This window comes from Chryseobacterium oleae (assembly GCF_900115055.1).
GTDB classification, from domain to species: Bacteria; Bacteroidota; Bacteroidia; order Flavobacteriales; family Weeksellaceae; genus Chryseobacterium; species Chryseobacterium oleae.
Genome location: NZ_FOVD01000001.1, coordinates 619094 through 643728, shown reverse-complemented (window position 1 = coordinate 643728; position 24635 = coordinate 619094). Strand labels below are relative to the sequence as shown.

Annotated in this window: 18 protein-coding genes; 12 read left to right on the top strand and 6 right to left on the bottom strand. The window is 37.7% G+C overall.

Features of this window, described 5'->3' with window-relative positions:
* Positions 1 to 180: 180 nt before the first annotated feature.
* The 6 genes from queA (at position 181) to BM143_RS02820 (ending at position 6256) form a co-directional block, all read left to right on the top strand.
* A complete protein-coding gene (gene queA / locus BM143_RS02840) occupies positions 181 to 1230 on the top strand; it encodes a tRNA preQ1(34) S-adenosylmethionine ribosyltransferase-isomerase QueA (RefSeq protein ID WP_034727984.1) in 1050 nt (349 codons plus the stop codon).
* Between the two features lie 77 nt (positions 1231 to 1307).
* Complete coding sequence (gene rlmN, locus BM143_RS02835; RefSeq protein ID WP_034727982.1) at positions 1308 to 2342, top strand: dual-specificity RNA methyltransferase RlmN; 1035 nt, start codon at positions 1308 to 1310, stop codon at positions 2340 to 2342.
* A 77-nt stretch (positions 2343 to 2419) separates the two neighbouring features.
* Positions 2420 to 3358, top strand: a complete 939-nt coding sequence (locus BM143_RS02830; protein ID WP_090022786.1) for a sterol desaturase family protein — start codon at positions 2420 to 2422, stop codon at positions 3356 to 3358.
* 480 nt (positions 3359 to 3838) lie between these two features.
* Positions 3839 to 4717: a hypothetical protein gene (locus BM143_RS02825; RefSeq protein WP_090022784.1), complete on the top strand. Its 879-nt coding sequence runs from the start codon at positions 3839 to 3841 to the stop codon at positions 4715 to 4717.
* A gap of 146 nt (positions 4718 to 4863) precedes the next feature.
* Positions 4864 to 5025 (top strand): bacteriocin-like protein, encoded by a 162-nt coding sequence (locus tag BM143_RS23875; RefSeq protein WP_449384772.1) that lies wholly within the window; start codon positions 4864 to 4866, stop codon positions 5023 to 5025.
* Positions 5026 to 5323: 298 nt separating this feature from the next.
* Entirely contained in the window at positions 5324 to 6256 is a 933-nt protein-coding gene (locus BM143_RS02820) for a polyprenyl synthetase family protein (RefSeq protein ID WP_090023871.1), read from the top strand.
* Positions 6257 to 6330: 74 nt separating this feature from the next.
* Here the strand turns inward: BM143_RS02820 and BM143_RS02815 are convergent, their stop codons facing one another.
* Both BM143_RS02815 and BM143_RS02810 read right to left on the bottom strand, forming a co-directional pair.
* A complete protein-coding gene (locus BM143_RS02815; RefSeq protein ID WP_139221972.1) occupies positions 6331 to 7137 on the bottom strand; it encodes a hypothetical protein in 807 nt (268 codons plus the stop codon).
* 507 nt (positions 7138 to 7644) lie between these two features.
* Positions 7645 to 7941 (bottom strand): hypothetical protein, encoded by a 297-nt coding sequence (locus tag BM143_RS02810; protein WP_228430676.1) that lies wholly within the window; start codon positions 7939 to 7941, stop codon positions 7645 to 7647.
* Between the two features lie 134 nt (positions 7942 to 8075).
* On the opposite strand from BM143_RS02810, the gene BM143_RS02805 reads away from it, so the two are divergent.
* Positions 8076 to 10508 (top strand): alpha-ketoacid dehydrogenase subunit alpha/beta, encoded by a 2433-nt coding sequence (locus tag BM143_RS02805; protein WP_090022780.1) that lies wholly within the window; start codon positions 8076 to 8078, stop codon positions 10506 to 10508.
* An 89-nt stretch (positions 10509 to 10597) separates the two neighbouring features.
* Here BM143_RS02805 and BM143_RS02800 read toward each other — a convergent pair whose 3' ends face one another.
* The gene (locus BM143_RS02800) at positions 10598 to 10984 is read right to left on the bottom strand and encodes a winged helix-turn-helix transcriptional regulator (RefSeq protein WP_090022778.1); all 387 of its coding nucleotides are present in this window, start codon (positions 10982 to 10984) and stop codon (positions 10598 to 10600) included.
* A gap of 124 nt (positions 10985 to 11108) precedes the next feature.
* Here BM143_RS02800 and BM143_RS02795 point away from each other — a divergent pair, with 124 nt between their 5' ends.
* Positions 11109 to 12170, top strand: coding sequence for an NADH:flavin oxidoreductase (locus BM143_RS02795; protein WP_090022776.1), 1062 nt, complete (start codon positions 11109 to 11111; stop codon positions 12168 to 12170).
* Positions 12171 to 12381: 211 nt separating this feature from the next.
* On the opposite strand, the gene BM143_RS23870 is transcribed toward BM143_RS02795, so the two are convergent.
* From BM143_RS23870 to BM143_RS02790, 3 genes are all read right to left on the bottom strand, one after another.
* Positions 12382 to 12543 (bottom strand): bacteriocin-like protein, encoded by a 162-nt coding sequence (locus BM143_RS23870; RefSeq protein WP_167375229.1) that lies wholly within the window; start codon positions 12541 to 12543, stop codon positions 12382 to 12384.
* A gap of 89 nt (positions 12544 to 12632) precedes the next feature.
* Positions 12633 to 12791, bottom strand: coding sequence for a bacteriocin-like protein (locus BM143_RS23865; protein WP_167375228.1), 159 nt, complete (start codon positions 12789 to 12791; stop codon positions 12633 to 12635).
* Positions 12792 to 12965: 174 nt separating this feature from the next.
* Positions 12966 to 14168 carry a C1 family peptidase gene (locus tag BM143_RS02790; protein WP_090022774.1) on the bottom strand — a complete coding sequence of 401 codons (1203 nt, stop codon included), beginning with the start codon at positions 14166 to 14168 and terminating at the stop codon, positions 12966 to 12968.
* Between the two features lie 220 nt (positions 14169 to 14388).
* Between BM143_RS02790 and BM143_RS02785 the strand changes: the two genes are divergently transcribed.
* The 4 genes from BM143_RS02785 to BM143_RS02770 all read left to right on the top strand — a co-directional run bounded on the left by BM143_RS02785 (position 14389) and on the right by BM143_RS02770 (position 24608).
* Complete coding sequence (locus BM143_RS02785; protein WP_090022772.1) at positions 14389 to 14907, top strand: RNA polymerase sigma factor; 519 nt, start codon at positions 14389 to 14391, stop codon at positions 14905 to 14907.
* Between the two features lie 10 nt (positions 14908 to 14917).
* A complete protein-coding gene (locus BM143_RS02780) occupies positions 14918 to 17197 on the top strand; it encodes a VWA domain-containing protein (protein WP_090022769.1) in 2280 nt (759 codons plus the stop codon).
* Between the two features lie 67 nt (positions 17198 to 17264).
* Complete coding sequence (locus BM143_RS02775) at positions 17265 to 20036, top strand: hypothetical protein (RefSeq protein ID WP_090022767.1); 2772 nt, start codon at positions 17265 to 17267, stop codon at positions 20034 to 20036.
* Positions 20037 to 20039: 3 nt separating this feature from the next.
* Positions 20040 to 24608 (top strand): TonB-dependent receptor plug domain-containing protein, encoded by a 4569-nt coding sequence (locus tag BM143_RS02770; protein WP_090022765.1) that lies wholly within the window; start codon positions 20040 to 20042, stop codon positions 24606 to 24608.
* Positions 24609 to 24635: the final 27 nt, after the last annotated feature.

Sequence of the window (24635 nt, the reverse complement as noted above, 5' to 3'; positions counted from 1 at the left end):
GTGTAAAAATTATTAATTTTTTTCAAAAATAATCTTTTTTTCCTTCATAAATCACCGTAGAATCACGGTTTTAAATTAGATTTTAAATAATACTTGACAAAGGGGTGTTCAATGTCGTATATTTGCACTCCGAAAATTACACTAGTAATTTTTATAATTTTTAAACCGTAATTTAAAAAAATGAAAACATCAGATTTTAATTTTGATCTTCCTGCGGAATTATTGGCAGAACACCCATCTGAACACAGAGACGAAGCTAGATTAATGGTTCTAAACAGAAAAACAGAAACCATTGAGCATAAACTGTTTAAAGATGTTGTGGATTATTTCGATGAGAAAGATCTATTCATTTTCAACAATACTAAGGTTTTCCCTGCACGTCTTTACGGAAATAAAGAAAAAACAGGTGCTAAAATTGAAGTTTTCCTTTTAAGAGAGCTTGACAAAGAAACCAGAGTATGGGACGTTCTTGTAGATCCTGCAAGAAAAATAAGAATCGGTAACAAATTATTCTTTACTGAAGATGAATCTTTGGTAGCTGAAGTTATTGATAACACGACTTCAAGAGGAAGAACATTAAGATTCCTTTTCGATGGTTCTTACGACGAATTCAGAACAAAACTGAAAGAACTAGGAGAAACTCCACTTCCAAAATATATCAAAAGAGCAGTAGAACCGGAAGATGCCGAAAGATACCAGACGATCTATGCAAAAATTGAAGGAGCAGTAGCAGCCCCTACAGCAGGTCTTCACTTCTCTAAGCATTTGATGAAGAAACTGGAGATCAAAGGAATCGATTTTGCTGAAGTAACGCTTCACGTTGGTTTAGGAACTTTCAACCCAATTGAGGTAGAAGATCTTTCAAAGCACAAAATGGAGTCTGAGGAAATCATCATCGATGAGAAAAATGCTGATATCATCAATAAAGCAGTAGATGCTCACAGAAGAGTTTGTGCAGTAGGAACTACAACGATGAGAGCATTGGAAACTTCTGTTTCTTCAAACAAAAAGATCTCTGCATTCAACGGTTGGACAAACAAGTTCATTTATCCGCCTCACGATTTTGGAGTAGCGAATTCAATGATCACGAACTTCCACACGCCGAAATCTACATTGCTGATGATGATCGCTGCATTTGCAGGCAGAGAATTCATCATGCATGCTTACGAAGAAGCCGTAAAAGAACAGTATAAATTCTATTCTTACGGTGACGCAATGTTAATCCTATAAAAAAGATAATAGGTAACAGGTTGCAGGTATTAGGTATCTGCAACCTGCCACCTAAGATCTGCAACCTATCATCTATAATGAAAGATATCCGAGTTTTATCACTAGACCAGCTTAAAGACTATTTTTTGACTTTAGGGGAAAAACCGTTTCGTGCGAAGCAGGTTTATGACTGGTTATGGAGTAAAAACCTCCATTCGATTGATGAAATGACGAATCTTTCGAAATCTCTCCGCGAAAGAATTTCCGAAGAGTACACCATCAATCCCGTTTCTGTGGATCAGCTTCAGAAAAGTACGGACGGAACCATCAAAAACGGCGTGAAACTTCATGACGGACTGTTGGTAGAATCTGTTCTTATTCCTACAGAAACAAGAACCACAGCCTGCGTTTCCTCACAGGTGGGATGTTCATTAAACTGCGAATTCTGTGCAACGGCAAGGCTGAAAAGAATGAGAAACCTTGAAGTAGCCGAAATCGTAGACCAGGTGGCCCTGATCGACAGCCAAAGCAAAATGTACTTTAACAGACCGCTTTCCAATATCGTTTTTATGGGAATGGGAGAGCCTATGATGAATTACAAAAATGTGGTGGAAGCCATCAGAAAAATCACCCAGCCGGAAGGTTTGGGAATGTCACCGAGAAGAATTACCGTTTCTACATCCGGACTTCCGAAGATGATCAAAATGCTGGCAGACGACGAACTTCGTGTAAAACTAGCCCTTTCTCTTCACTCTGCAATCGAGTCCAAACGTAACGAGATCATGCCTTTCTCTGATAAATTTCCGTTGACGGATATTATGGAGGCCCTTCAATACTGGTACCAGAAAACTGGTTCTGTGATTACTTTTGAATACTGTGTATGGAAAGGAATCAATGATGGCGATGAAGATATCAAAGCTTTAATCAGATACTGTAAACAGGTTCCTTCCAAAGTGAATCTTATCCAGTATAATCCTATTGGAGACGGAAAATATGACCAGTGTAACAAGCAGGCGGAGGACAATTATGTACGTCAGCTGGAAAATGCAGGAATTACAGTGATGATCAGAAAAAGCCGTGGTGGAGACATTGATGCAGCCTGCGGACAATTGGCCAATAAAGCAACTGATTAAAATTTCCTTAAAAAATTCAAAATTTTTCTTAAAAATTTCCTAAAACCCTACCTTTACATAAAGCAAAAAAGTTTATTATGGACTTCTTTATGGGCGAGGACGGACTGGAAAACGTTTATGCATGGTCTATTCCGGTTCATGCTGCCGTTATATTGGCAGAAATGATCTACAGTCATGTTTCTGAAGCTAAGCTGTACAACGGAAAAGATGTGGCCACAAGCGTTTATCTCGCTCTGATGAACTTCGGTCTGGACCTGATCATGAAGGCTTTTGCTATGGGAATGATGTTTTTCTTCTACAACCATAGGCTTTTCTCATGGGATTTTACAGTTTGGTACTGGCTCATTTGCTTTGTGATTACAGATTTTGCCTATTATGTGCTGCATTATGTGGATCATCATTCCAGAGCGTTTTGGGCGGTTCATATTACCCATCACAATTCAGAATATTTCAATTTAACCACAGGGTTCAGAAGTCCCGTACTTCAACCGCTGTACAGATATCTTTATTTTTCCCCACTTGCTTTTTTAGGCTTCAATCCATGGCATATCATGGTCGTTTATGCGATAGGGCAGGTATACGGAACGTGGGTGCATACGCAAACCGTGAAAACGATGGGCATTCTGGAATATATTCTGGTAACTCCCTCTCATCACAGGGTGCATCATGCCTGCAATATTAAGTATCTCGATAGAAATATGGGAATGTGTCTGATCATCTGGGATAAAATCTTCGGTACCTTTGAAAAAGAAGACCCGAATGTACCCGTAAAATACGGGATATATCCAAAAATGCCTGACAATAAACCTGATACCGTTCTTTTGTATGAATGGCGAAAGATCTGGAAAGATATCAGGCAGCCGGGACTGAGATTTTCTGACAGGATTAATTATATCTTCAATTCTCCGGGCTGGAGACATGATGGTACCGGTAAAACAGTGAGACAATATCAGAAAGATCATTTAAAGAAACAGGCTAAAAGACAGGAGCAGAAGCAAAAAATGAAATCTGCATGATTCGTAAATATTTTTTTTAATTCAACCACAAAAGACGCAAAAGTTTTTCAACACTTAAGTTTATTTGAAGTTTAAATTCATACTGCAAAAAAGAGCACTTAAGTTTTAAAAAAAAATCAAAGATTTTATCCAGAATAATACTAATGAAAATCTGCGCCATCTGTGAAATCCGCGGGAGATAAAGAGATTAAACCATTAAGAATACTTTAAGTTTTTAAGAATATTAAGGAGAGCTTCGCTTTTTTTAGTGATACAACTTAAAAAATCATTTGATTTTTCTTAACTATTCTTATCATCTTCATTGCTCTTAATGGTTAAAAAAAAAAACTAAATCTGATTTTCGTGATGAATACTATTGAATGGATGACTATTTCCGTCCTCCGGAGGATTGCGAGAATTCAAAGAATTTTTGACAGGTGGTTCCCAAAAACAAAACGCTTCTAACTTTCTCAATTCCCCTTAAACCCTTATTTTTGCTCTATGAAAAAACTCATTCTTCTTGCTGCCGTTATTATTTTCCAATCGTCATTCTCACAAAAGACGGAGTCATTGAAAATAAGAAAATTCAGGATTGGCTATTTAGATGATAAGATTCAGGAAACCTCAGGACTGAGTATTTTGAATGGTAAATTATATACGTTCAATGACAGCGGGAATGCTCCGGAACTTTTTGAACTGAATGAAACTTCCGGCATGATCAAAAATACATTGACCATCAATGCTAAAAATAAAGACTGGGAAGCCTTAACCCATGACGGAAAAAATTTCTACATTGGTGATTTTGGAAATAATGGGGGAACAAGAAGAGACCTGGAGATCTACAAACTTCCTTTTGAAAACAATGAAGCAAAGAATGATTCCATTGCGAAAATTTCTTTTTACTATCCGGAACAGACAGAATTTATCCCTCAATACACGAACAATGACTTTGATGCCGAAGCCATGATCTATCTCAACGGAAAACTGCACCTGTTTTCCAAAGAATGGAAATCAAAATCAACTTCTCATTACATCATTGACCCGGCGATTACTGAAAAGCAGAAAGCAGAGAAAATTGAGTCATATAAAACGAATTTCGTAGTGACGGATGCTGCTTATTTTGAAAAGAAATTATATCTGGTTGGCTACACGAAGCGAACAGAAGTTTTCATGAATGTTTTTACTGAAACAGAACCGGGAATCTTTTTTAAAGAAGCTCCGAAACATTATTATCTGGGAAGTTCTTTGACAGTAGGACAGATTGAAGGTATTGCAGTCAATGAAAAGGGAATTTATATTTCAGGGGAGAAATTCAGATCGGCATTGGGAAGTGCACAGCCTGCCTTGTATTTTATTCCAAAAGAGGAACTCAAAGATTAATTTTTTTTGTGGTTAAATGAGTATAGATCGCGTATTTGATTGATAATAGTTATAAAATATTTGATTTTGATAAAAAAATAACAGCTTGAATGTTGGATATTTAGAATTATTCATATATTAGTGACACAAATATAAAATTAATACTTATGAAAAATTTAAAGAAAATGTCACGCGAAAATTTGAAGACGATCAAAGGAGGACTTAAATATTGTGGAGGAGGAGAACCATGTGGAGAAGGCTGGTGTTGTGCAGGAAGTAGCTGCAGACCTATCAATTCGCCTTATTGCCCGCCAATAGTTATCGACTAAGAAATTATTTGCTTTCAAGATAAAGCCCCTGCCTATGACAGGGGCTATTTTTTGTTTTAAAAATAAGTTCAGATTGAAAATACTTGCCATACAGGGAATAAATCTTAATTTAACATAGTCATGCATCAAATAATAATTGATTAGTTTTCCATATATTTGCTAATCGAAAAATGTCCGGAAAGTACACAGTATAGATTTAAATAATACATTCTGTAGGTGCCTGTAAGGTTGAAAATAAATACTTTATTAAATAGTAGTGAACATCGTAGAAGAAATCAAACGACCGATCAATGAGGAAATGAAACTTTTCGAGCAGAAGTTTTATGAATCGATGCAGAGTAAAGTGCCTTTATTGGATAAAGTAACCCGTTTTATTGTTACGACCAAAGGTAAGCAGATGCGTCCCATGTTCGTATTTCTCTGCGCAAAACTGGTAGGAGAGGTTAATGAGAAAACGTACCGTGGAGCTTCCATGATAGAATTGATTCATACTGCAACTCTGGTTCATGATGATGTCGTTGATGAAAGTTTTAAACGACGTAATTTCTTTTCAATCAATGCTTTGTGGAAGAATAAAATTGCGGTATTGGTAGGCGATTATCTTTTATCAAAATCAGTATTACTTTCTACAGACCACAAAGATTACGACCTTCTGGGTGTGATCTCAAGAACTATTCGTGAAATGTCTGAAGGTGAGCTTCTTCAGCTTGAAAAGGCAAGAAAGCTGGATATTACCGAGGATGTTTACTACGAAATTATCCGTCAGAAAACAGCAACACTGATTGCGGCATGCTGCGAAATAGGTGTTCTTTCCAATAATGCCGATGAAGATCTTGCCAAAAAGATGATGAACTTCGGAACCTACACCGGAATGGCCTTCCAGATCAAAGACGACCTTTTCGATTATTTAAGTTCCAATGTCATCGGAAAACCTGTAGGGATTGATATTAAGGAGCAGAAAATGACCCTTCCTCTCATCCATACTTTAAAAATGGCGGGTGAAAAAGAAAGAAAATATTATTTCAACACCATTAAACGTTACAATAACGACCCGAAACGTGTGAAGGAGCTGATAGACTTTGTCAAGAATTCCGGAGGCATGGATTACGCGATTCAAGTGATGAAAGATTTCCAGCAGAAGGCTAAAGACATTCTTAATGAGTTTCCCGACTCAGAAGCCAAAAAATCACTCCATAGTATGCTGGATTACGTGATTGAACGAAAATTTTAGAACGACAAATTACCATAAATAAAAAATCTGAATGCCCCAAAGCACTCAGATTTTTTTTGATATAAACGATACATTTATATTTTCTGTATGGTTACATTCGTAACATTTCCGCTTCCTGTAGGGCCTATTTCGTCTGAAAGAATTACACTGCTGACTCCTGTAGCAGTTACAGTAAAGCGAATCTGGTACCCTGGGGTAGGAACAATAATCATTGTGGTATAACTCATCAGTTCTCCAATCCTGCTGTTGGCATCCACCGTAGGAGTACCAAAACCAGCGTAATGGCTCCCTCTTCCTAAATAATTGGCATCAGGAAACGGACGTATTCCCAAAACCAGTTGTTCTCCTTCAGAAATGTTAGCAAAACTGGCCTGCAAAGTGATCAGATAGTTTCCTGCCTGATTAAATGTAAGAACTCCATTTCCGGTGTTATAAGAATACAGTGATGAAGTGGTTAAAGGATTTGCAAATATTAGTGTTGCTACTGATACATTTGAAATAGTCTGGTCAACAGATAGTCTGGCATGAAACAAAGAATAAGCTCCAAATCCGATTGTTTTCAGTATGCCTTCTGAATCTGCAACTACCACTCTGTCCGTACCAGCTATTCCAATATTACTATTGATTTCACGGATACGGGCATTGCCTGAAAAAAGGTCCAGCTTCTCGGTTGGAGTAAGAGTTCCCAGTCCTGCTCTGCCCAAAGAAGTGATTACAGCATCATTAGACTGTTGAGCTAATGTCGGAATGCCCGTTCCTACATTGTCTTTTGCTCCGTCTATATGGAAACTCGCCTGAGGATTGCTGGTATGAATCCCGATCTGTGATGAATGAGTTGTGAAAATCATGAAAATTATCACAACAAAAGTAATTTTTTTCATAAGAATTTTATTTTAATTCAACATGACGTGATTTTTTCACTATTAAATGTATAGAATAAAATTCAATTATGGATAATTGTTAATTATTTTATCTGTTTTTTATTTATAATTTATTGTTTTGGTTTAAATAATATGTTTTTGATTGATTTTTAATTAAAATTTTAAATTAAAAACGTTTTAAAATTGTCTATTTTTGACGTTTTTAGGCTAAAGCTAGGTTATTGATTGCAAAATAAATACGATATAAATTAAACTGTAGAATATTGAGAATATAATATTTAGTATTTAATTTTTTAAAGAAATTATAAAACTCATTTTTTGGGGTATTGATGTGATTTCGCCAAAAATAATCACCAGAAATCTTGCTTTTCACATGTTTTTTTCACCAGTCTGGTCAGAAATCTTATTCCGTATTTTGTTTAGGTTTGGAGATTATTTTATTAAACTTATTTTTGAAGCCTTTCAGAATTCAGAAATTTAGTATTTTGTTTTAAAATATAAATTGGCTTAGATTATTTTAATGGTTACAATTATAACGGCTAGAACTATACAAAATAAAGCAGTTAAAAATAAATAATCCGCAATAGTCTCATATTTTATTTCTCTCCTTTCGTTTTTTGTACGGATAGCCAGAAAGGAAAAGAAACAACTGCAGGCAAACAACAGGCAGGAAAGACCTGCAAATTCATCCAGATGTGTATTGGCACTGATTTTAGTGATTTTAAGCGAGGTGATGATAATCAGGGAAAAACCTAAAAGGTTGCTCGATGCATTCAGGATATGGGGCGACTTTTTTTCCATCATTTACAATTTTTTACAATATAAAACACTATTTTTTTATTATCAAATTTTTAAAAAAGATTATTGAAAATTAAAATTAATTTAAAAATTGTATATTAGCGCCATACTTGAAGAATAAAAAACTTTTATATCTAGCTATGCAGACAACCTATATTGAAACACAGCAAATTTCTTTCCATGATTTTAAAAATCAGATACTTGAGGATTATAGATTAGGAAGGATATCGCGCGAGATGTCTTATCTTGGAAGAAGAGAAGTGCTTACAGGAAAAGCTAAATTCGGAATTTTTGGGGATGGTAAAGAACTTCCTCAGCTTGCGATGGCGAAAGTTTTCAGAAATGGAGACTTCCGTTCAGGATATTACAGGGATCAGACTTTTGCATTGGCAGCAGATGCTTTAACGGTTGAAAGCTTTTTCGCACAGCTTTATGCAGATACAAGCGTGGAAAGAGAGCCGGCATCCGCAGGAAGACAGATGAACGGACACTTCGCTACAAGAAGTTTAAATGAAGACGGAAGCTGGAAAGATCTTATGGCACAGAAAAATATCTCTTCAGATATTTCTCCTACTGCAGGACAGATGCCTAGATTATTAGGACTGGCTCAGGCTTCTAAAGTGTATAAAAGTGTAAAATTTGAAAGTTCTGAGAAGTTCTCTAAAGAAGGTAACGAAATTGCTTTCGGAACCATTGGGGATGCGTCTACTGCAGAAGGACATTTCTGGGAAACATTGAATGCAGCATGTGCGCTTCAGGTTCCTATGATTGTTTCTATCTGGGATGACGGGTACGGAATTTCTGTTCCTACTAAAAATCAGAGAGCAAAAGCTGACATTGCAGAAATGTTAAGCGGTTTCCAAAGAAAAGAAGGGGAGAACCAGGGATGTGAAATCATTCAGGTGAAAGCATGGGATTATCCTGCATTATTGGATGCTTATGCAAGAGCAGAGCAGTTTGCAAGAATGGAAAGTGTTCCTGTAGTGGTTCATGTCATTGAAGTAACACAACCTCAGGGTCACTCTACTTCAGGATCTCATGAGAGATATAAAAATGAAGAGCGTTTGTCATGGGAATCTCAGTTTGATGGATTGGTAAAATTCAGAGAATGGGTTTTAAATTATTCAATCGAAATTGAAGGAAAAGAAGAAATTATTGCTTCTGTTGAAGAATTGGATGCTATAGATGAAGAAGCAAAAAAAATAGTAAAAGCAGGGCAGAAAAATGCCTGGGAAAATTATCAGAAAACCATTACGGATCTTATTCAGTCTGTTCTTCCGTTAGTAGAAAATCTTAAAGGTCAGAATGCTGAAATTGAAGGCTATATCAGTCAGTTCAACAAATTGGTTTCCAAAGCGAAAAAAGATGTTTTCCACCTGATAAGAAAAGCTTTATTGGCTACAAGAGGAGCGAATTCTGCGGAAAGAACCCAATTGATGCAGAAATACAATGAAGTTTTTGAAATAGAAAAAGACAACTATTCTTCCCACTTATATTCTCAGTCTCAGTGGAAAGCTGAAAACGTAAAAGAAATCGCTCCTGTGTTCTCAGAAAATTCTGAAGAAGTAGACGGAAGAGTGGTAGTAAGAAATAATTTTGACAAAATTTTCGAAAAATATCCTGAAACTTTAGTATTTGGTGAAGATGCCGGAAATATCGGTGACGTGAACCAGGGGCTGGAAGGAATGCAGGAAAAATACGGTGATGTACGTGTAGCAGATACCGGAATCCGTGAAGCTACCATTCTTGGCCAGGGTATTGGTATGGCGATGAGAGGTTTGAGACCTATTGCTGAGATCCAGTACTTAGATTATATTCTATACTGTTTACAGGGAATGAGTGATGACTTAGCGACTGTTCAGTACAGAACAAAAGGCGGTCAGAAAGCACCTGTAATCATCAGAACAAGAGGTCACAGACTAGAAGGTGTATGGCACTCAGGTTCTCCAATGGCGGGAATCCTGAACCTTTCTAAAGGTATTTTGGTATTGGTACCAAGAAACCTGACAAAAGCTGCCGGATTCTACAACACGATGCTTCAAAGTGATGATCCTGCTGTTATTGTTGAATGTCTGAACGGATACAGATTAAAAGAAAAACAACCTGATAACTTAGGTGAATTCACTGTTCCTGTCGGAAAAATTGAAGTAACGAAAGAAGGAAAAGATGTTACTCTAGTGACTTACGGTTCTACATGGAGAATTGTAATGGATGCAGCGGAAGAACTTGAAAAATTAGGAATCTCTGCAGAAGTTATTGACGTTCAGTCTTTAATTCCATTCGATTTAACAAACGAAATTGCCGAAAGCGTGAAAAGAACCAACAGATTAGTCGTAATCGACGAAGATGTGGAAGGCGGTACTTCAGCGTTTATTCTTCAGCAAATCCTTGAGAAGCAGAAAGCATTCAGATACCTGGATTCAGATCCGTTGACGATTGCTGCCAACGATCACAGACCTGCTTATGCAAGTGACGGAGATTACTTCAGCAAGCCATCTTCAGATGATATGGTAGAAAGAATCTACGCGATGTTCAATGAAACAAACCCTCAGAAATATCCTGCGATATTCTAATTGGGATTTTAGATAAAATAAAGCCGCTTTCAGAATTTCTGGAAGCGGTTTTTATATTTATTTTTTATACTCATAAATGGAAAATAAAATCAGGCTTCAGCAGCTTTTTTCATTTTATTATTAAGCACATTACAGTCCTTATCATATTGTACTTCCTTATTATCAAACTTCGCTTCCCACTCTTCCAGCAAATATAAAATAGGCAACAATGCCAACCCCTTTTCTGTCAACGAATATTCAACCCTTGGAGGAAGTTCTTTGAACTCTTCTCTGATAATCAACCCGTCATTTTGCATTTCTTTTAACTGGTCGGTCAGTACTTTTCTCGAGATGACATTAATCCGTACGGCAAGTTCTCCAAATCGAAGTTTACGGTCTTTTATAACCAATACAATGATTGGTTTCCACTTGCTTCCTAGGGCAGACATTGCTTTGCCCAGAGGACAGCTGTATTTCATCAGTTCACTCTTTACCATTCGTTGTTACTTTTAAGTTACTAATGTAAGTTACTGCGAAGTTACCACTTTTTTCTGACAAGAGATACAAATACGAACTATTATTAGTTACTTTGTGTAACAATTATAAAATACCCATTTAAAAATGAGCACAGAATCATTATTTAAACCTTTTGTTTACAAAAACCTGGAACTTAAAAACAGAATCGTAATGGCACCTATGACCAGAGCACAGTCTGATAATGGAGTTCCTACTCAAAATATCGCAGAATATTATGCAAGAAGAGCCGCTTCCGACGTTGGATTAATTCTTTCTGAAGGAACCGTGATCAACAGAACAGCTTCCAAAAATATGCAGAACATCCCGGACTTCTACGGAAATGAAGCACTGGCAGGCTGGAAAAACGTGATCAATGCTGTTCATCAGCATGGCGGAAAAATGGGGCCTCAGATCTGGCACGTAGGAGATACGAGATCGTCCGAAGACTATCCGCTGGCTCCAATGGAGAAAGCTTCTACCATGACTTTAGAAGATATTCAGGATACGATTGCTCAGTTCGCGGCTTCTGCAAAATCTGCAAAAGATCTTGGTTTCGACTGCCTTGAAATTCATGGTGCACACGGTTACCTTATCGATCAGTTCTTTTGGGAAGTAACCAATACCAGAACCGATGAATACGGTGGAAAAACCATCAAAGAAAGAAACCGTTTCGCAGTAGATGTGGTTAAAGCCATCAGAGCTGCAGTAGGAGAGGATTTCACAATTATTCTTCGTCTTTCACAATGGAAGCAGCAGGATTACAGCAGCAGATTAACTGCCAATCCAACTGAAATGGAAGAATGGTTACTGCCGTTAAAAGAAGCCGGAGTGGATATTTTCCACTGTTCACAGCGTCGTTTCTGGGAACCGGAATTTGAAGGTTCTGACTTAAATTTTGCAGGTTGGGCTAAAAAAATTACAGGACAGCCAACAATCACGGTAGGTTCTGTAGGATTGAAAGGAGACTTCATGAGTGCCTTCGCAGGACAGGGAACAGAGAAAGCAGACCTTACGGAACTGATCAGAAGACTGGATAATCAGGAATTTGATCTTGTAGCCGTAGGACGTGCACTATTACAGGATCCTCGATGGGTTCAAAAAATAAAAACCGGAAATACAGAAGAGCTTTTGGATTTTTCAGCAGAAAGCATGGCGAAACTGTATTAAAAGGTGAATGGTCAATTGTGAATTCGCTTCGCTGTCAATTTTTAATTTTATAAAAGAATTGGCGGGGGCATCATTCACTTGTGTAGCAAAATTGACCATTGACTACTCACTTTTACACAATACAAATTTTCTTTAATTTATATTTAATTTTCACCTATTTATTTAAAAGAAACCCGCTTTCAGAACTTCTGGAAGCGGGTTTTGATTGGTGTTAATCAGGACATTCCTCAGTAACAGGAGTGCATCTCCAACGTACTGGAAATCCATTTTTAGGGGGTATAAGGCAGGCAATAGTTCCGTCTGGACATTCCGGTGCATTTCCGCCATTAATTTCCTTTAAATCTGATTTTTTTAATTTCTTTAGATTGTTCATAGGTGATAATTTGTTAGGTGTATACTATTTTTATTTGGGGTGGAAGATAAAAGAATATATTTCACAAAGGAGATGCATTCTGATTGATCTTATTTAGGACACCCTATCCCCGGTTCACATGTCCAATGGCTTGGAATACCATTTTTAGGACCATGATAACATGGTGTTGTTTCTACCGGACAGTCTGGTGCAATTCCACCACTAATTTTCTTTAAATCTGATTTGGCTAATTTCTTTAAATTTTTCATATGTAATAATTTGTTGAATATTAAAAGTAAAATATTTTCACCACACAGCGAAATATTTGCATAAAAAAATATGATTGTAGAAAAAAATAACCGCGCTCCAAAATTTTTGGAGCGCGGTTTTAACAGATTTAAATATCTAAAATTACCGCAGTGAGCGGTAACAGTGATTTTGTATTATAAACCAATATTTTTAGTAGGCTTCAGCTGCTTAAGAATACTTTTTGGAACCGCATTCTTGTGGATAAGGATCGCAGTTGATTTGTATTCTACATAAGGTCTGGTTACATAAAGATAACCCTCGAAATCATTGGTTACACCCCATGAGTTTTTAACCATATAATATTCTTTTCCGGTCTGATCTTTCGCCAATCCTACGATATGCATACCGTGATCATCTGTGGTAGAAAGGTTGTTAAGCGCTTTCTGACGCATATCTTCGGTAATAGTTTTATCTTTCTTAGGCTCAGTGAACAGCGTTTGCTTGTTTTCAGCAGTGATCCCATCCAGGTCCACATCAGGAACATAAGCAACTCCGTTTTTGTATGAGAAATAAGGCTCAGAAACGTCTGTAGCCCATCCTACGGAATATCCTTTGTTTACAGCATTGTCAATGATTGCTGTTAAATCTTTCATCGGAACATTCCAGTCAGAATCATGGCTCCAGTTATCAGGAATCGGAACTACGAATTTCTGGTAGTACGGGTAATCTTTGTATGAAGAAATTTCGATATAATCTTCAGGATTGATTCCTACAACTTCCTTAGCGAATGTTTTAGGTGTATAATTTTTTCCTTCGTAGGTAAAATTAGCGGGCACTTTTCCAAGATATTCATCCAGAATTGAATCTACGGAATCCATCCAGTTATCCGAAAGCTTTCCTTTTGAACTTGCCTGAACAAGACTGTCCAGAACTGTTTTTAATTTCCCCTGCATTTCCTTAAAGTTATTAAGGCTCTGTCCGGATTTTAATCCTGTATACACATCCTGAGGTACCGCACCGTATTTTTTATACATATTAATAACATCGTGCAGTTCGCCTCCGTCACCCCAGCTGATCGCTCCGCCGTTAAGGACAAATAATTTAGCTTTATCGTGGTAAGAATTTCTTGCCGTGAAAATTTCAGCCAGATCTACAGGTTTTTTACCCATCCTCTGCATTTCAGATTCAAGGAAAGAATTCCCTGAATAGCTCCAGCAGGTTCCGGATGATCCCTGGTTTTTTACTGAAGTAGCTCCTACGTCTTTTAACGCGGTGAACTGAAAATTAGCATTTTGTGATTGATTGTTCTTTAATTTGTTGATCAAGTCATCTTGGGCAAACATCATACTTCCTGCAGACAAAACAAAAAGTAATGAGGCAATTTTGGTATTTTTCATTACTATAAAAAGATTATTTATATGAATAGTCGTTCCTATTAAAGATTTGTTACAAGGGGAAAAGTTAAATTTGAAAGTGAAAAAACTTGAAAAAATATAAATCAAACGGAGGTGTTTGTGTATCAGTTTATTCACTATTTTGCCTTTTTACTAAAAAAGATTTAAAATGTTTCCAACCTATCTCAAAGTTGATGCATCTATAACAGTATAAAGCCTGACTATGGAAAGAGAATTACTAATAGAATGCCAACGTAACAGCCGCAGCGCACAGCGGAAGGTTTACGAGAAAATGGCGGGCAAGCTGTACTCAGTCTGCAGACGCTACCTGAAAAATGATGAAGATATTGAAGAAGTATTGGCCGATACGTTCTACAAAATATTCACGAAGATCGGCCAACTCCAGAATGTGGACACTTTTGAAGGTTGGGCCAGAAAAATTGCTGTGAATGAATGCCTTCAGAAATTGAGAGCTACCAAAGCACAGTTCGTTTCTATGGACGACAGTTTTGTAGAAACCTCCGGAACCTTATCTGAAAGCATTTCGTTTGAGAAAGATATCCTGAGTCTGCTGAATTTCCTTCCCGAGGGCTGCAGAGCCATATTCAACCTGTTTGCTATTGAAGGATATCCGCATAAGGAAATTGCATCCATGCTTTCTATAAGCGAGGGGACTTCCAAGTCTCAGCTCAATTTTGCAAGGAAAAAACTACAGGAACTTTTGGTTAATCAGAACATTTAAATTTTAGGCAATGGAAAACAATCACGACATAGATAAAAAATTCAATGATGCTTCTAAGCTTTCAGAAGAACCGACCGTTTTTCCGGGTTTTGATAAAGTCTGGGCAAAAGTTGAAGAAAAATTAGACAAAAAAGAAGAGAAAAAAAGAATACTGCCAGTATGGTTTCCTTATGGAATCGCGGCAAGTTTAATCATTGGATTGGGGGCATTTTATTTTATCAGTAAAGATAAAACTACTGAAAACCCGAAACCTGTAATCGTAGAAAACAGGACTGAAAATCGTTCTGAAAAGAATAATATCCAGACAGTAGACAGTACGGTAAAAGCCAATATAGAAAAAGAACTAGAACTAAAACCTGTGCAACCCGTACTTGCTTATGAACCCGTAGCGCCCATAGGTTTAGACAACCCAAGAACCATTTCTTGCGAACTCCCTGAACCGCCAGAGGAAGATACATATTCCGGACAAGGAAAAAGAGATACTTTAAGAGAAACAAGGATAGAAGAAGTCGTGATGACTGGTTCTATGGGATTGAAAAAAAAGGTGAGTTCAGTAACTTCATCAAGCACGATGGTTGCTTCTATAGATAAAGGAGCCGGAAGACCATCGGTACTGGCTTCTTTAAGTGGTAAAGTAGCAGGGGTATCTGTTTTATCAGGAAAAGATTCAGAAATAAAGATAAGAGGGGCTAAAAGTTTGAGCGTTGATAAAGCATTATTTGTGGTAGATGGAGTGGTATTTGGGGAAGAATCAGAAGTGCTGAATTCATTGGATCCCAGCAATATTAAAGAAATAAAAGTCTTAAAAGGATTGGAAGCTACGGCTTTATATGGCAGTAAGGCCCGCAATGGGGTCATTTTGGTGACCACCCGTGGCCTCTCGAAATCCGAACTGGAAAAACTTAAAGAAGAAGCCTCAAAAAAAGCGGAAGAAGCCATTAAAGAAGAAGATAAGGATCTTCCGAAAGCAGGACTACTAACTGCCGGCGAAGTGAATGATTTCTCAAAATGGGATTATTGGAAAGATATTGCAGTTCCTACGCTTGACGAATATAAAAACATATGGAAGTTCTTTCCTGACAGAAGGGTTTCCGTGCAGTTAGTCAATAAAAACAGAAAACCGGTAATCGGAGAAAAAGTAAAACTGTTGAACGATAAAAAAGAGGTCATCTGGGAAGCGGTTTCCAATAATTTAGGAAATGCAGAATTGTGGATAGAGCCTATGAAAGGCAGTAATCCTGTTTTTGGAAAATATTATTTAGCGGACGGCTCAGGACAGATCATCAGTACGAATATCAGAGATTTTAAAAACGGACAGAACCTGGTGATGATGGACAGAGCCTGTGTTACCAAACGAAATCTGGATCTCGCCTTCGTAGTGGATGCTACAGGCTCTATGGGAGACGAAATTTCGTATCTGCAGTCTGAACTTCTTGATGTCTTAAAAAAGGTGGAAAGCAATCTTAAAAATACAACGGTGCGATACGGATCCGTCTTTTACAGAGACCATGGTGACGAATATGTGACCAGAAAATTTGATTTTTCTGATAAAGCCGAAGAACTAGTCAGTTTCATTAAAAAACAAAATGCAGGGGGAGGCGGAGATACGCCTGAAGCCGTGGTAGAAGCTATGCAGGTTTCCATTGACGAACTGAAATGGAGCAATGAAAATTCAGCGAAAATCATGTTTTTGATTCTTGATGCACCTCCACACCATTCAGAGGAGAATATCAGTAAACTTTATGAGAAAATAAAACTGGCCTCCAAAAAAGGGATTACAGTAATTCCTTTGGCAGCCAGTGATACGGACAAACAGACGGAATATCTGATGAGAACATTTGCCCTGCTGACGAACGGAACCTATACTTTTCTGACCAACGATAGTGGCATTGGTAATGACCATATAAAACCTACCATTGATTCCTATGAAGTAGAAAAGCTGAATGCACTGTTATTAAGACTGATTCTTCAGAGAGCAACACTTCCGGAATGCAGCGACGGAATTTCTAATGATCATCTGAACAAAAAGCTTGAAACAGAAGTTAATAATCAACAGGAATCCAAAACGGTGATTTTCCCGAATCCTACCAAAGGAATCATCAATATAAAATCCAGATATGCCATAGATGAACTGTTCGTTTATGATCTGGCAGGAAAGATCATCATGAGAAAAGAGAAACTTGAAGAAGGTAAAAACACAATCGACATTACTTCCTATCCTCAGAGTATTTATCTGTTGAGATTAAGATCCGGAGATCGGTGGGAAACCTTTAAGGTGATCAAAAATTAACGTATTGAAAAAAGAAATTTCTTCGGGAATTTCTTTTTTTTCTCTATTTTTAGAAATATTAATAACGATGAAGAAAATTTATTTGGTGTTGTTGCCTTTTGCAGCGAACTTTCTGTTTTCGCAAAACTCTCAGTTGTACTATTCAGGAATATTTTTAAATAAAAAAGATAAACCTCAGAATTTCCTTAAGGTTTATAATAAGAATAACGGAATATATGAACTTACCGATGGAAAGGGTTTTGCCATTATTGCCGCCAAAGAAAATGACACCCTGATCTGGAATGATGGGAAAAGCAAGCTTGTAGCCCGCGGACTTCGTGAGCTTAAGAGTATTTTAGAAAGCAGAACGGAGAAAGCAAGTGTCTGGACAACCAGAAGCAGGGCCTACGACAGTTTAGTAACAAAAGAACTCAAAGATGAATTCAGCGTTGAAGATTCCAAAGAATATGTAATAGGAAAGTCAGCGTATAACTTTTCTGCAGTGCGAAAGATCAAAAAGGTTACTGATAATACCTACTATTTAAGAGAGCAACCCAATAAATTTATTGATTTTAGCGGAAGTTTTACAACCTCTTTTGACGTCAAAACAAGAAATTCTATTCCTCATACTCAAAACCGGTATGTTCAGGGGCGTTCCCAAAACGGTCTGTTGGAATGGCAGGGACCTGAAACAGGTGAAATGTTCAGTTTCGGGCCGGATATTTCTTCATTGGGATTTGATCATCACCCATATGAATACGACTGGAACGGAAGACTGATCCCTGTTGGCACCGGAATCTCTCCGGCCAAAGCTTATAACAACGATATTTTCAAAACGGTTTTCAGCCACAACAATCAGCTGAGGCTGAATACTTCCCTGAACAAAGGGTATTACAGTGAACAACTCAGACTTTCCTTAGACTTGGGGCAGCAGAAAGACCAGATGTATTTTGTAGATCAGTACAATATTTTCAATACATTTAAAACAAAGCTGAGTTCTGAAATTCTGAAATTTTCTGTCAATCTGGGATTTAATTATGATGAAAATAAAGCGGTAAATTCCAACAGAACCGGACTTTTCAACAGGGTCTATCAAAATGCTCTGCTTACGCCCGTTTCTTTTTCAAATGCGCAGAATGCACTTCTGACAAATGGCTTACAGAGAAGCTATGGCCAGTCTGCAGACAATCCTTACTTTTTACTGGAGCAGGAAAATAAATACAACTACCGCGATCGCAGGAGACAGTTCAGCTTTGGGCTGGAAAGAAACTTTTCTGATTTTAAACTGATGATCAGTCAATCTTACGAAAACGACCGTTTCATGAATGTTGATTATCGATATCCATCTGCTTCCGGCTTTACAAACGGTTTGTACAGTGAACGCAGCCAGCAGAATAAACTTTACAGTTCTAATGTTTCAGGATCCTACACTTTCGGTGAAAGCGACAGGAGAAGTGTTGTGAGCCTGAATTTTCTCCTGAATGACAGAAAATCTGAAGTTTACAATAGCCTGACAAAAACAGATTATGTATATCAAAGGACATCGCAGGATTATATCTTGAACTATAAATATGATTATTCCAGCTACCGCAGCGATATCAGCGCAGGATTTAATGCTGGGAATGCTTTCTATATATCAAACACATCCGCTGAAAATACCTACTGGCTTCCGAAAGTGAATGCCTATCTGACATTTCAGAATATTTTTAACTGGAACAGCGTAGATTTTAAAATCCTGGGCGCCTACACGGAAATGAGCTCAGAGCCGGAGATCACGAAATCTTATGCTTCTTATGCCACAACCTTGTTGAAAGCTCAGAATGCACACCAGTATTTTCCGGTTTTAGAAGCTCAGACATTCCGAAACCTTTCCAATATCAACAGCAAGGAAGGAAAAGCAGGCTTTAGATTGAAGGCTACTTACAACATGAGTTTGGAAGCCGAATATTTTAATCGAAAAGTGATCAATGATATTTTTCCGGTTTTTGACAATAACCAATTGCAGCTGAAGAATCTGGCAGACCATACCTACAGCGGTTATGAAGCGAATTTCATCTATGACAATATGTATTTGGGAACAGATTTCAAAATGAGCAATAAGGTTTCCTTTTTTAAATACAAAGACGTAGTAGACAGGGTAAATGCAGGATATAACAATCTTTCGGTTGCAGGATTCAGTGATGTGTATAAGACTTTATCCGGAGGGCAGGTTTTTGGAGCCGTGATGGGAAGTTATTTTGAAAGAAATGCTGCCGGAGAGCTGATTATTGATGAATTCGGATACCCGAAAAAAGCAGACGGATTGAAAATTATTGCTGACCCTACCCCTGATTTTGTGGTTAAATTCAATCATACCATCAACTATAAAATGTTCTCTCTGGATATCAACTGGGAATGGAAAAAAGGCGGTCAGATCTGGAACGGAACCAAAGCGGTACTGGATTACTACGGACGTTCTCAAAATTCAGGAGATGAAAGAAATATCAAAAACTATGTGTTTCAGGGAGTAGATTCAAACGGAAGCCCTAACCAGATTCCCGTTGATTTTTACAATCCGGCACAGAATGTTTCACAGAACAGATGGACAAGGTACGGTTATCTTGGTGTGGCAGAAGATTATGTGCAGAAGGCAGATTATGTAAGGATCAACACTATTTCACTGACAGGAAAATTTGATGTTGGCCGATTTAAAAGAGGCTTGGGAATTACGTTCTACGTCAATAATATTCTTCTCTGGCAGGCCAATCAGGGAGCAGATCCCAACCAGAATTTTTACGATCTGGACAGCGGGAAAGGGCTTGATTTCTTCAATCTCCCTTCTTACAAGACTTTTGGATGTATGGTTTCATTTCAATTTTAAGGTATGGATTTCAGGATAACAAAATATATTTTACTGTTCGCTTTAGGGTTTTCAAATGTTGGTTTGAAAGCGCAGAATCAGTTTAAAGATTTCGAAAAAGAAAAAACGTATATACAAACCAGCCATGTTTTTTATAAGCCCGGTGAGGAAATGTACTTTAAAATTTATATCGTGAAAGCTGAAAATAATCTTCCGGCAGATCAGAGCAGAGTGGTGAACTTTGAACTGATTGACCCAAGCGGAAGTGTTATTAAAAAAGCCAAATACGAAATTGAAAAAGGCTACGCAGAAGGATATTTCTATTTCAGTGATGAGATGAAAGGCGGAATTTACAAAATCAGGGCTTTTACGAACTGGATGCAGAATGAGGAAGGGAAAAATGCTTTTGAAAAAGAAATCACTTTACAGAAAGTGGTTTCACCCAGAATTCTGATGAAGCTTGAGTTTCCTAAAAAAGGATATGGCCCGGGTGATGAGGTTTTGGCAGATTTTTCAATGCGAAGTCTGAGCAATCAGGTGATTCCTTTCTATGAAGCAGATTATACGGTGATGCACAATGGGGAAATCATTTCTGAAGGAAAACTGCTTACCGATAAAGAAGGTAAAAAACAGCTTAAATTCAATCTTCCGAAGGTTTTGAAATCTTCCGATGCTTTACTGAATATTAAAGTGAATTTTGATGGTTTTACAGAATCTGTTTCCAGAAATATTCCAATTGTTCTGAATCATCTTGATGTGAAATTCATGCCGGAAGGAGGTTCTTTTATCAATGGAATTCAGCAGAATGTAGCATTTAAAATTGTAGATGAATATGAAAAACCTGTCGATGCCGTTTTGGAAATTTTTAATCAGAACAACCAAAAAGTAGCAGAAAATTCAGCCTATAATTTTGGAATGGAAAGCTTTCTCTTTACTCCTAAAAAAGGAGAAACGTATTACGCAAAAGTCCTGAAACCTGAAAATATTTCCCAGACATATCCGCTTCCTGAGGCTAAAGATGAAGGTGTGGTTTTTAATGTGCGTAAAGAAAACCGGAAGATCTACGCAAAGATCATATCTACAGGGGCAAGAACAATTGTTTTAAAAGGAAGCTTCCGCGAAAAAGAGATGTATAATCAGACATTTTCATTACAGAAAGGTTTCAATCAGTTTGAAATTTCTGAAAAAGAACTTCCGGCAGGTATTTGTCGATTTACTGTTTTTGAGGGAGAAATCCCCCTTGCAGAACGTATTGTTTTTGCCAATGAAAACAGACAGATGAATGTGAAAATCAAGCCTGTAAAACAACAATATCTTCCAAGGGAAAAGGTAGTACTGGACATTGAAACCACGGATGAAAACGGAATTCCTGTTCCTGCCAATCTGGCTATGAGCGTTGTAGATGATAAACTCTGGACATATGCGGATGATAAACAGAATAATATCCTTTCCTGGCTTCTGATGGATTCTGAATTGAAAGGAAAAGTGGAAAGGCCACAATTTTATTTTGATAAAAAAGAAGAAAAGGCAGCCAAAAGTCTTGATCTTCTCATGCTTACCAACGGCTACCGGTATTTTGAGATGGTTCCTGAAGTCATTACAAATCAAAAATATAAATACCTTCCTGAAAAAAAGAACCCTATTTATGGGATTGTGGAAGATGAGAATGGGAAACCTGTCAAAGCCGACGTTTACCTCATAGAAGGATACAAAACTCTTAAACAGACGACTTCCGAAGAAGGAACATTCTATTTCTCGGATCTTAAAAAAGATAATTCCTACAAACTTGTTGCTAAATCTTTTCAGCCTAAACAGGAAGTGAAGATCAGGATTTTATCCTACAGGCTTCCGGTAAATCCTCTGGCAAAAAAGTCACTGAATAACGTCAATGTACAGGAAATCGTTAAAGAAGCTGTAAAAGAAACAGGAAAGATAGAACTCCGGCAAGATCCTGAAAAAAAGGTTGTGGAGCAGGAAAAGACAAAATATGTTCCGGAAAGTCGTACAAAAAGATCATCCGGAAGCAAGGGCAATATGAAGAGTGACACTATAAAGTCCGATAGAATTGAAGAGGTCGTAGTAATGGCTTATAGCATCAAAAAAAATGGGTTAACATCTGGAACAATTATTTCAAAGGAAGAAGGATTGCAGAATCCGGATGTTGCTTCTTTATTAACAGGAAAAGTCTCCGGAGTTATGGTCAACAGAGCCAGTGGACAGCCCGGAAGCAATGTTCTGATAAGAGGAATGGCCTCCGTGTCAAACAAAACTCCATTGTATGTGGTTGATGGTGTACCGGTAGAAAATTTTAAAACAGCCATCAATCCCAGTGATATCAACAGTATAACGGTTTTGAAAGATGCTGCCGCCACATCTGTTTACGGGAGTTTGGGAGTGAATGGGGTTATCCTTATTAATTCTGCCAAAAACTCACGTTCACAGCTGAGAATTGATGTTACTCCAAAATCATATTATGCAGTGATGGCAGTTCCGAATGACAGCCTGGTTACCTATTCTTACAGCAGAAATTTTCAGTATCCTGTCTATCAGAGTACCAATACTTCATACCGTTTTGACTACAGGGAAACCATCTACTGGAATCCTGTATTAGAAACCGATAAAAAAGGAAAAGCACAGGTCGAATTTTATAATTCCGATGCCAATACTGCTTTCAGAATCATCACCGAAGGCATTTCGGGAAAAGGGCAGATAGGAAGAGATGAAACGGTATACGCGGCTCAAAGCCTCATCTCCATTGATGCTAAAATTCCGCAGTACCTGACAAGGGCGGATCAGATGACGATTCCGGTAGTTATTAAAAACAACTCTGCAGAAACCCGGAAAATGGTCATGGATGTCATTGTTCCGAATAGCGTTAAATTAATAAAATTTGATAGTATCATTACCCTGAAACCATTGGAATCGGGAAGGCTGTTTGTAACTATGCAGACCGATGATGTGGTAAGTTCGAATATTCAGTTTTCAATACAGTCGGGAGATTTCAGGGAAGCGGCTATTTTTCCGTTTAATGTTGAAGAAAAAGGATTTCCGCACCATTATTCTGTCATCAGCAATACCTCTGAAAACATAAAGCTCACTATTCCGGAATACATCAACGGTAGTTTCTCATCTTCGTATTATATCTATCAAAATACGGCCCTTCAGTTGTTTGATGATATGGAAAGATTGAAACGCGAGCCTCACGGATGTTTCGAACAGCTCTCATCTACGGTGTATCCAAATATTTTTATTCTGAATTATTTAAAATCAATTAAAAAGATTACGCCTGAAACGGAAAGTTTTGTGATAAGAAATATGAGAAAAGGCTACCAGAAAATGCTGAGCTATAAAAACAAGGATGGAGGTTTCGGATATTTCAATGCTTCGGAATCTGATGCTTCGGTTTCAGCTTTTGCCTTGCTGGAATTCAGGGATCTTAAGAAATATGTGGATATTGATCCTAAGCTGATCCAGAATCTGACCTCTTTCATTTTATCCAGGAAAAATCAGAACGGAACTTTTGAAGTGAGGAAAAGTTTTGAAATGAAGAGTCCTTTCTCCGATTATGCCTGGTCGAGAAATATGTATGTGATCTATGTTCTGTCAAAAGTCGGTTTAAAAAATGAATTGGAAGAACCTTATAAAAATGCATTGAATAAAGTATTAGCTACAAAAGATTCTTACCAGCTCACCCTGATGGCCAATGCATCTGCGTATCTTGGAAAAACTATGGAGTATCAGCAGCTGATGACCATACTGAATCAGCAGTATGAAAGTAAAACTGAAAAAACAGCGGTCACTTTTACGGGATCAGGAGGCATCTCAGCGAATGCAGAAACGCTCTCACTGTACATCATGGCACTTCAGAAAGATGAAAAACTGAATCAGCTGAAAATTGCAGAAGCAGCGGATAAACTGATCAATTTTAACGGGCATTACGGTTTTGGTTCCACACAGGCTACTACATTGGCTTTGGAAGCATTGTCTGATTTCTTTGCTAAAAATGAAAAGCTGTACGGTACGGAAAAACCAAAAATTAAAATAAACAAGGTAGAAGTTGCCCCGGATGTAAGCCTGAGTTCAGCATACAGAAGCGGACAGAACGAAATAGACGTTGAGTATGCCGGAGATATCCAAAAAGGACTGCCTTATAAACTGGATTATCAGTACCACACCTTGCAGGCTCCGGAAAGTAAGGATATTCCTGTGACGCTGGAAACCAAACTGAAATCTGCGACAGCGAAAGTAGGGGAGACCAACAGAATGACGGTTACAGTCAAAAATAAAATCAACGGACCTTTACCGATGGTCACTACTAAAATCGGAATTCCAGCCGGGCTGACCCTCCAGAATGCCCTGCTGAAAGATCTTATTGATAAAAAACAGGTCGCTTATTATGAAATTTTCGACAATTATCTGGTGTTGTACTGGGAACATTTTGATGCTGAAGAAACAAAAGTGATTAACCTTGATCTGAAAGTTGAATTTGCCGGAGAATATACCGGAAAAGCCAGCAATGTATATCTCTACTATATGCCGGAAGCGAAATACTGGAATGAGGGGATCAAAGCCAGAATTATGAGTAATGAGTAATGAGGAGTAATGAGTAATGAGTAATGA

What these genes read in the sequence shown, in the direction of transcription:
- BM143_RS23865 (WP_167375228.1), bottom strand. Translation starts at nt 12,791, where the DNA reads ATGAAAAATTTAAAGAAATTAGCCAAATCAGATTTAAAGAAAATTAGT.
- BM143_RS23875 (WP_449384772.1), top strand. Translation starts at nt 4,864, where the DNA reads ATGAAAAATTTAAAGAAAATGTCACGCGAAAATTTGAAGACGATCAAA.
- BM143_RS02830 (WP_090022786.1), top strand. Translation starts at nt 2,420, where the DNA reads ATGGACTTCTTTATGGGCGAGGACGGACTGGAAAACGTTTATGCATGG.
- BM143_RS02805 (WP_090022780.1), top strand. Translation starts at nt 8,076, where the DNA reads ATGCAGACAACCTATATTGAAACACAGCAAATTTCTTTCCATGATTTT.
- BM143_RS02820 (WP_090023871.1), top strand. Translation starts at nt 5,324, where the DNA reads ATGAAACTTTTCGAGCAGAAGTTTTATGAATCGATGCAGAGTAAAGTG.
- BM143_RS23870 (WP_167375229.1), bottom strand. Translation starts at nt 12,543, where the DNA reads ATGAACAATCTAAAGAAATTAAAAAAATCAGATTTAAAGGAAATTAAT.
- rlmN (WP_034727982.1), top strand. Translation starts at nt 1,308, where the DNA reads ATGAAAGATATCCGAGTTTTATCACTAGACCAGCTTAAAGACTATTTT.
- BM143_RS02790 (WP_090022774.1), bottom strand. Translation starts at nt 14,168, where the DNA reads ATGAAAAATACCAAAATTGCCTCATTACTTTTTGTTTTGTCTGCAGGA.
- BM143_RS02815 (WP_139221972.1), bottom strand. Translation starts at nt 7,137, where the DNA reads ATGAAAAAAATTACTTTTGTTGTGATAATTTTCATGATTTTCACAACT.
- BM143_RS02780 (WP_090022769.1), top strand. Translation starts at nt 14,918, where the DNA reads ATGGAAAACAATCACGACATAGATAAAAAATTCAATGATGCTTCTAAG.
- BM143_RS02810 (WP_228430676.1), bottom strand. Translation starts at nt 7,941, where the DNA reads ATGATGGAAAAAAAGTCGCCCCATATCCTGAATGCATCGAGCAACCTT.
- BM143_RS02795 (WP_090022776.1), top strand. Translation starts at nt 11,109, where the DNA reads ATGAGCACAGAATCATTATTTAAACCTTTTGTTTACAAAAACCTGGAA.
- queA (WP_034727984.1), top strand. Translation starts at nt 181, where the DNA reads ATGAAAACATCAGATTTTAATTTTGATCTTCCTGCGGAATTATTGGCA.
- BM143_RS02825 (WP_090022784.1), top strand. Translation starts at nt 3,839, where the DNA reads ATGAAAAAACTCATTCTTCTTGCTGCCGTTATTATTTTCCAATCGTCA.
- BM143_RS02775 (WP_090022767.1), top strand. Translation starts at nt 17,265, where the DNA reads ATGAAGAAAATTTATTTGGTGTTGTTGCCTTTTGCAGCGAACTTTCTG.
- BM143_RS02770 (WP_090022765.1), top strand. Translation starts at nt 20,040, where the DNA reads ATGGATTTCAGGATAACAAAATATATTTTACTGTTCGCTTTAGGGTTT.
- BM143_RS02800 (WP_090022778.1), bottom strand. Translation starts at nt 10,984, where the DNA reads ATGGTAAAGAGTGAACTGATGAAATACAGCTGTCCTCTGGGCAAAGCA.
- BM143_RS02785 (WP_090022772.1), top strand. Translation starts at nt 14,389, where the DNA reads ATGGAAAGAGAATTACTAATAGAATGCCAACGTAACAGCCGCAGCGCA.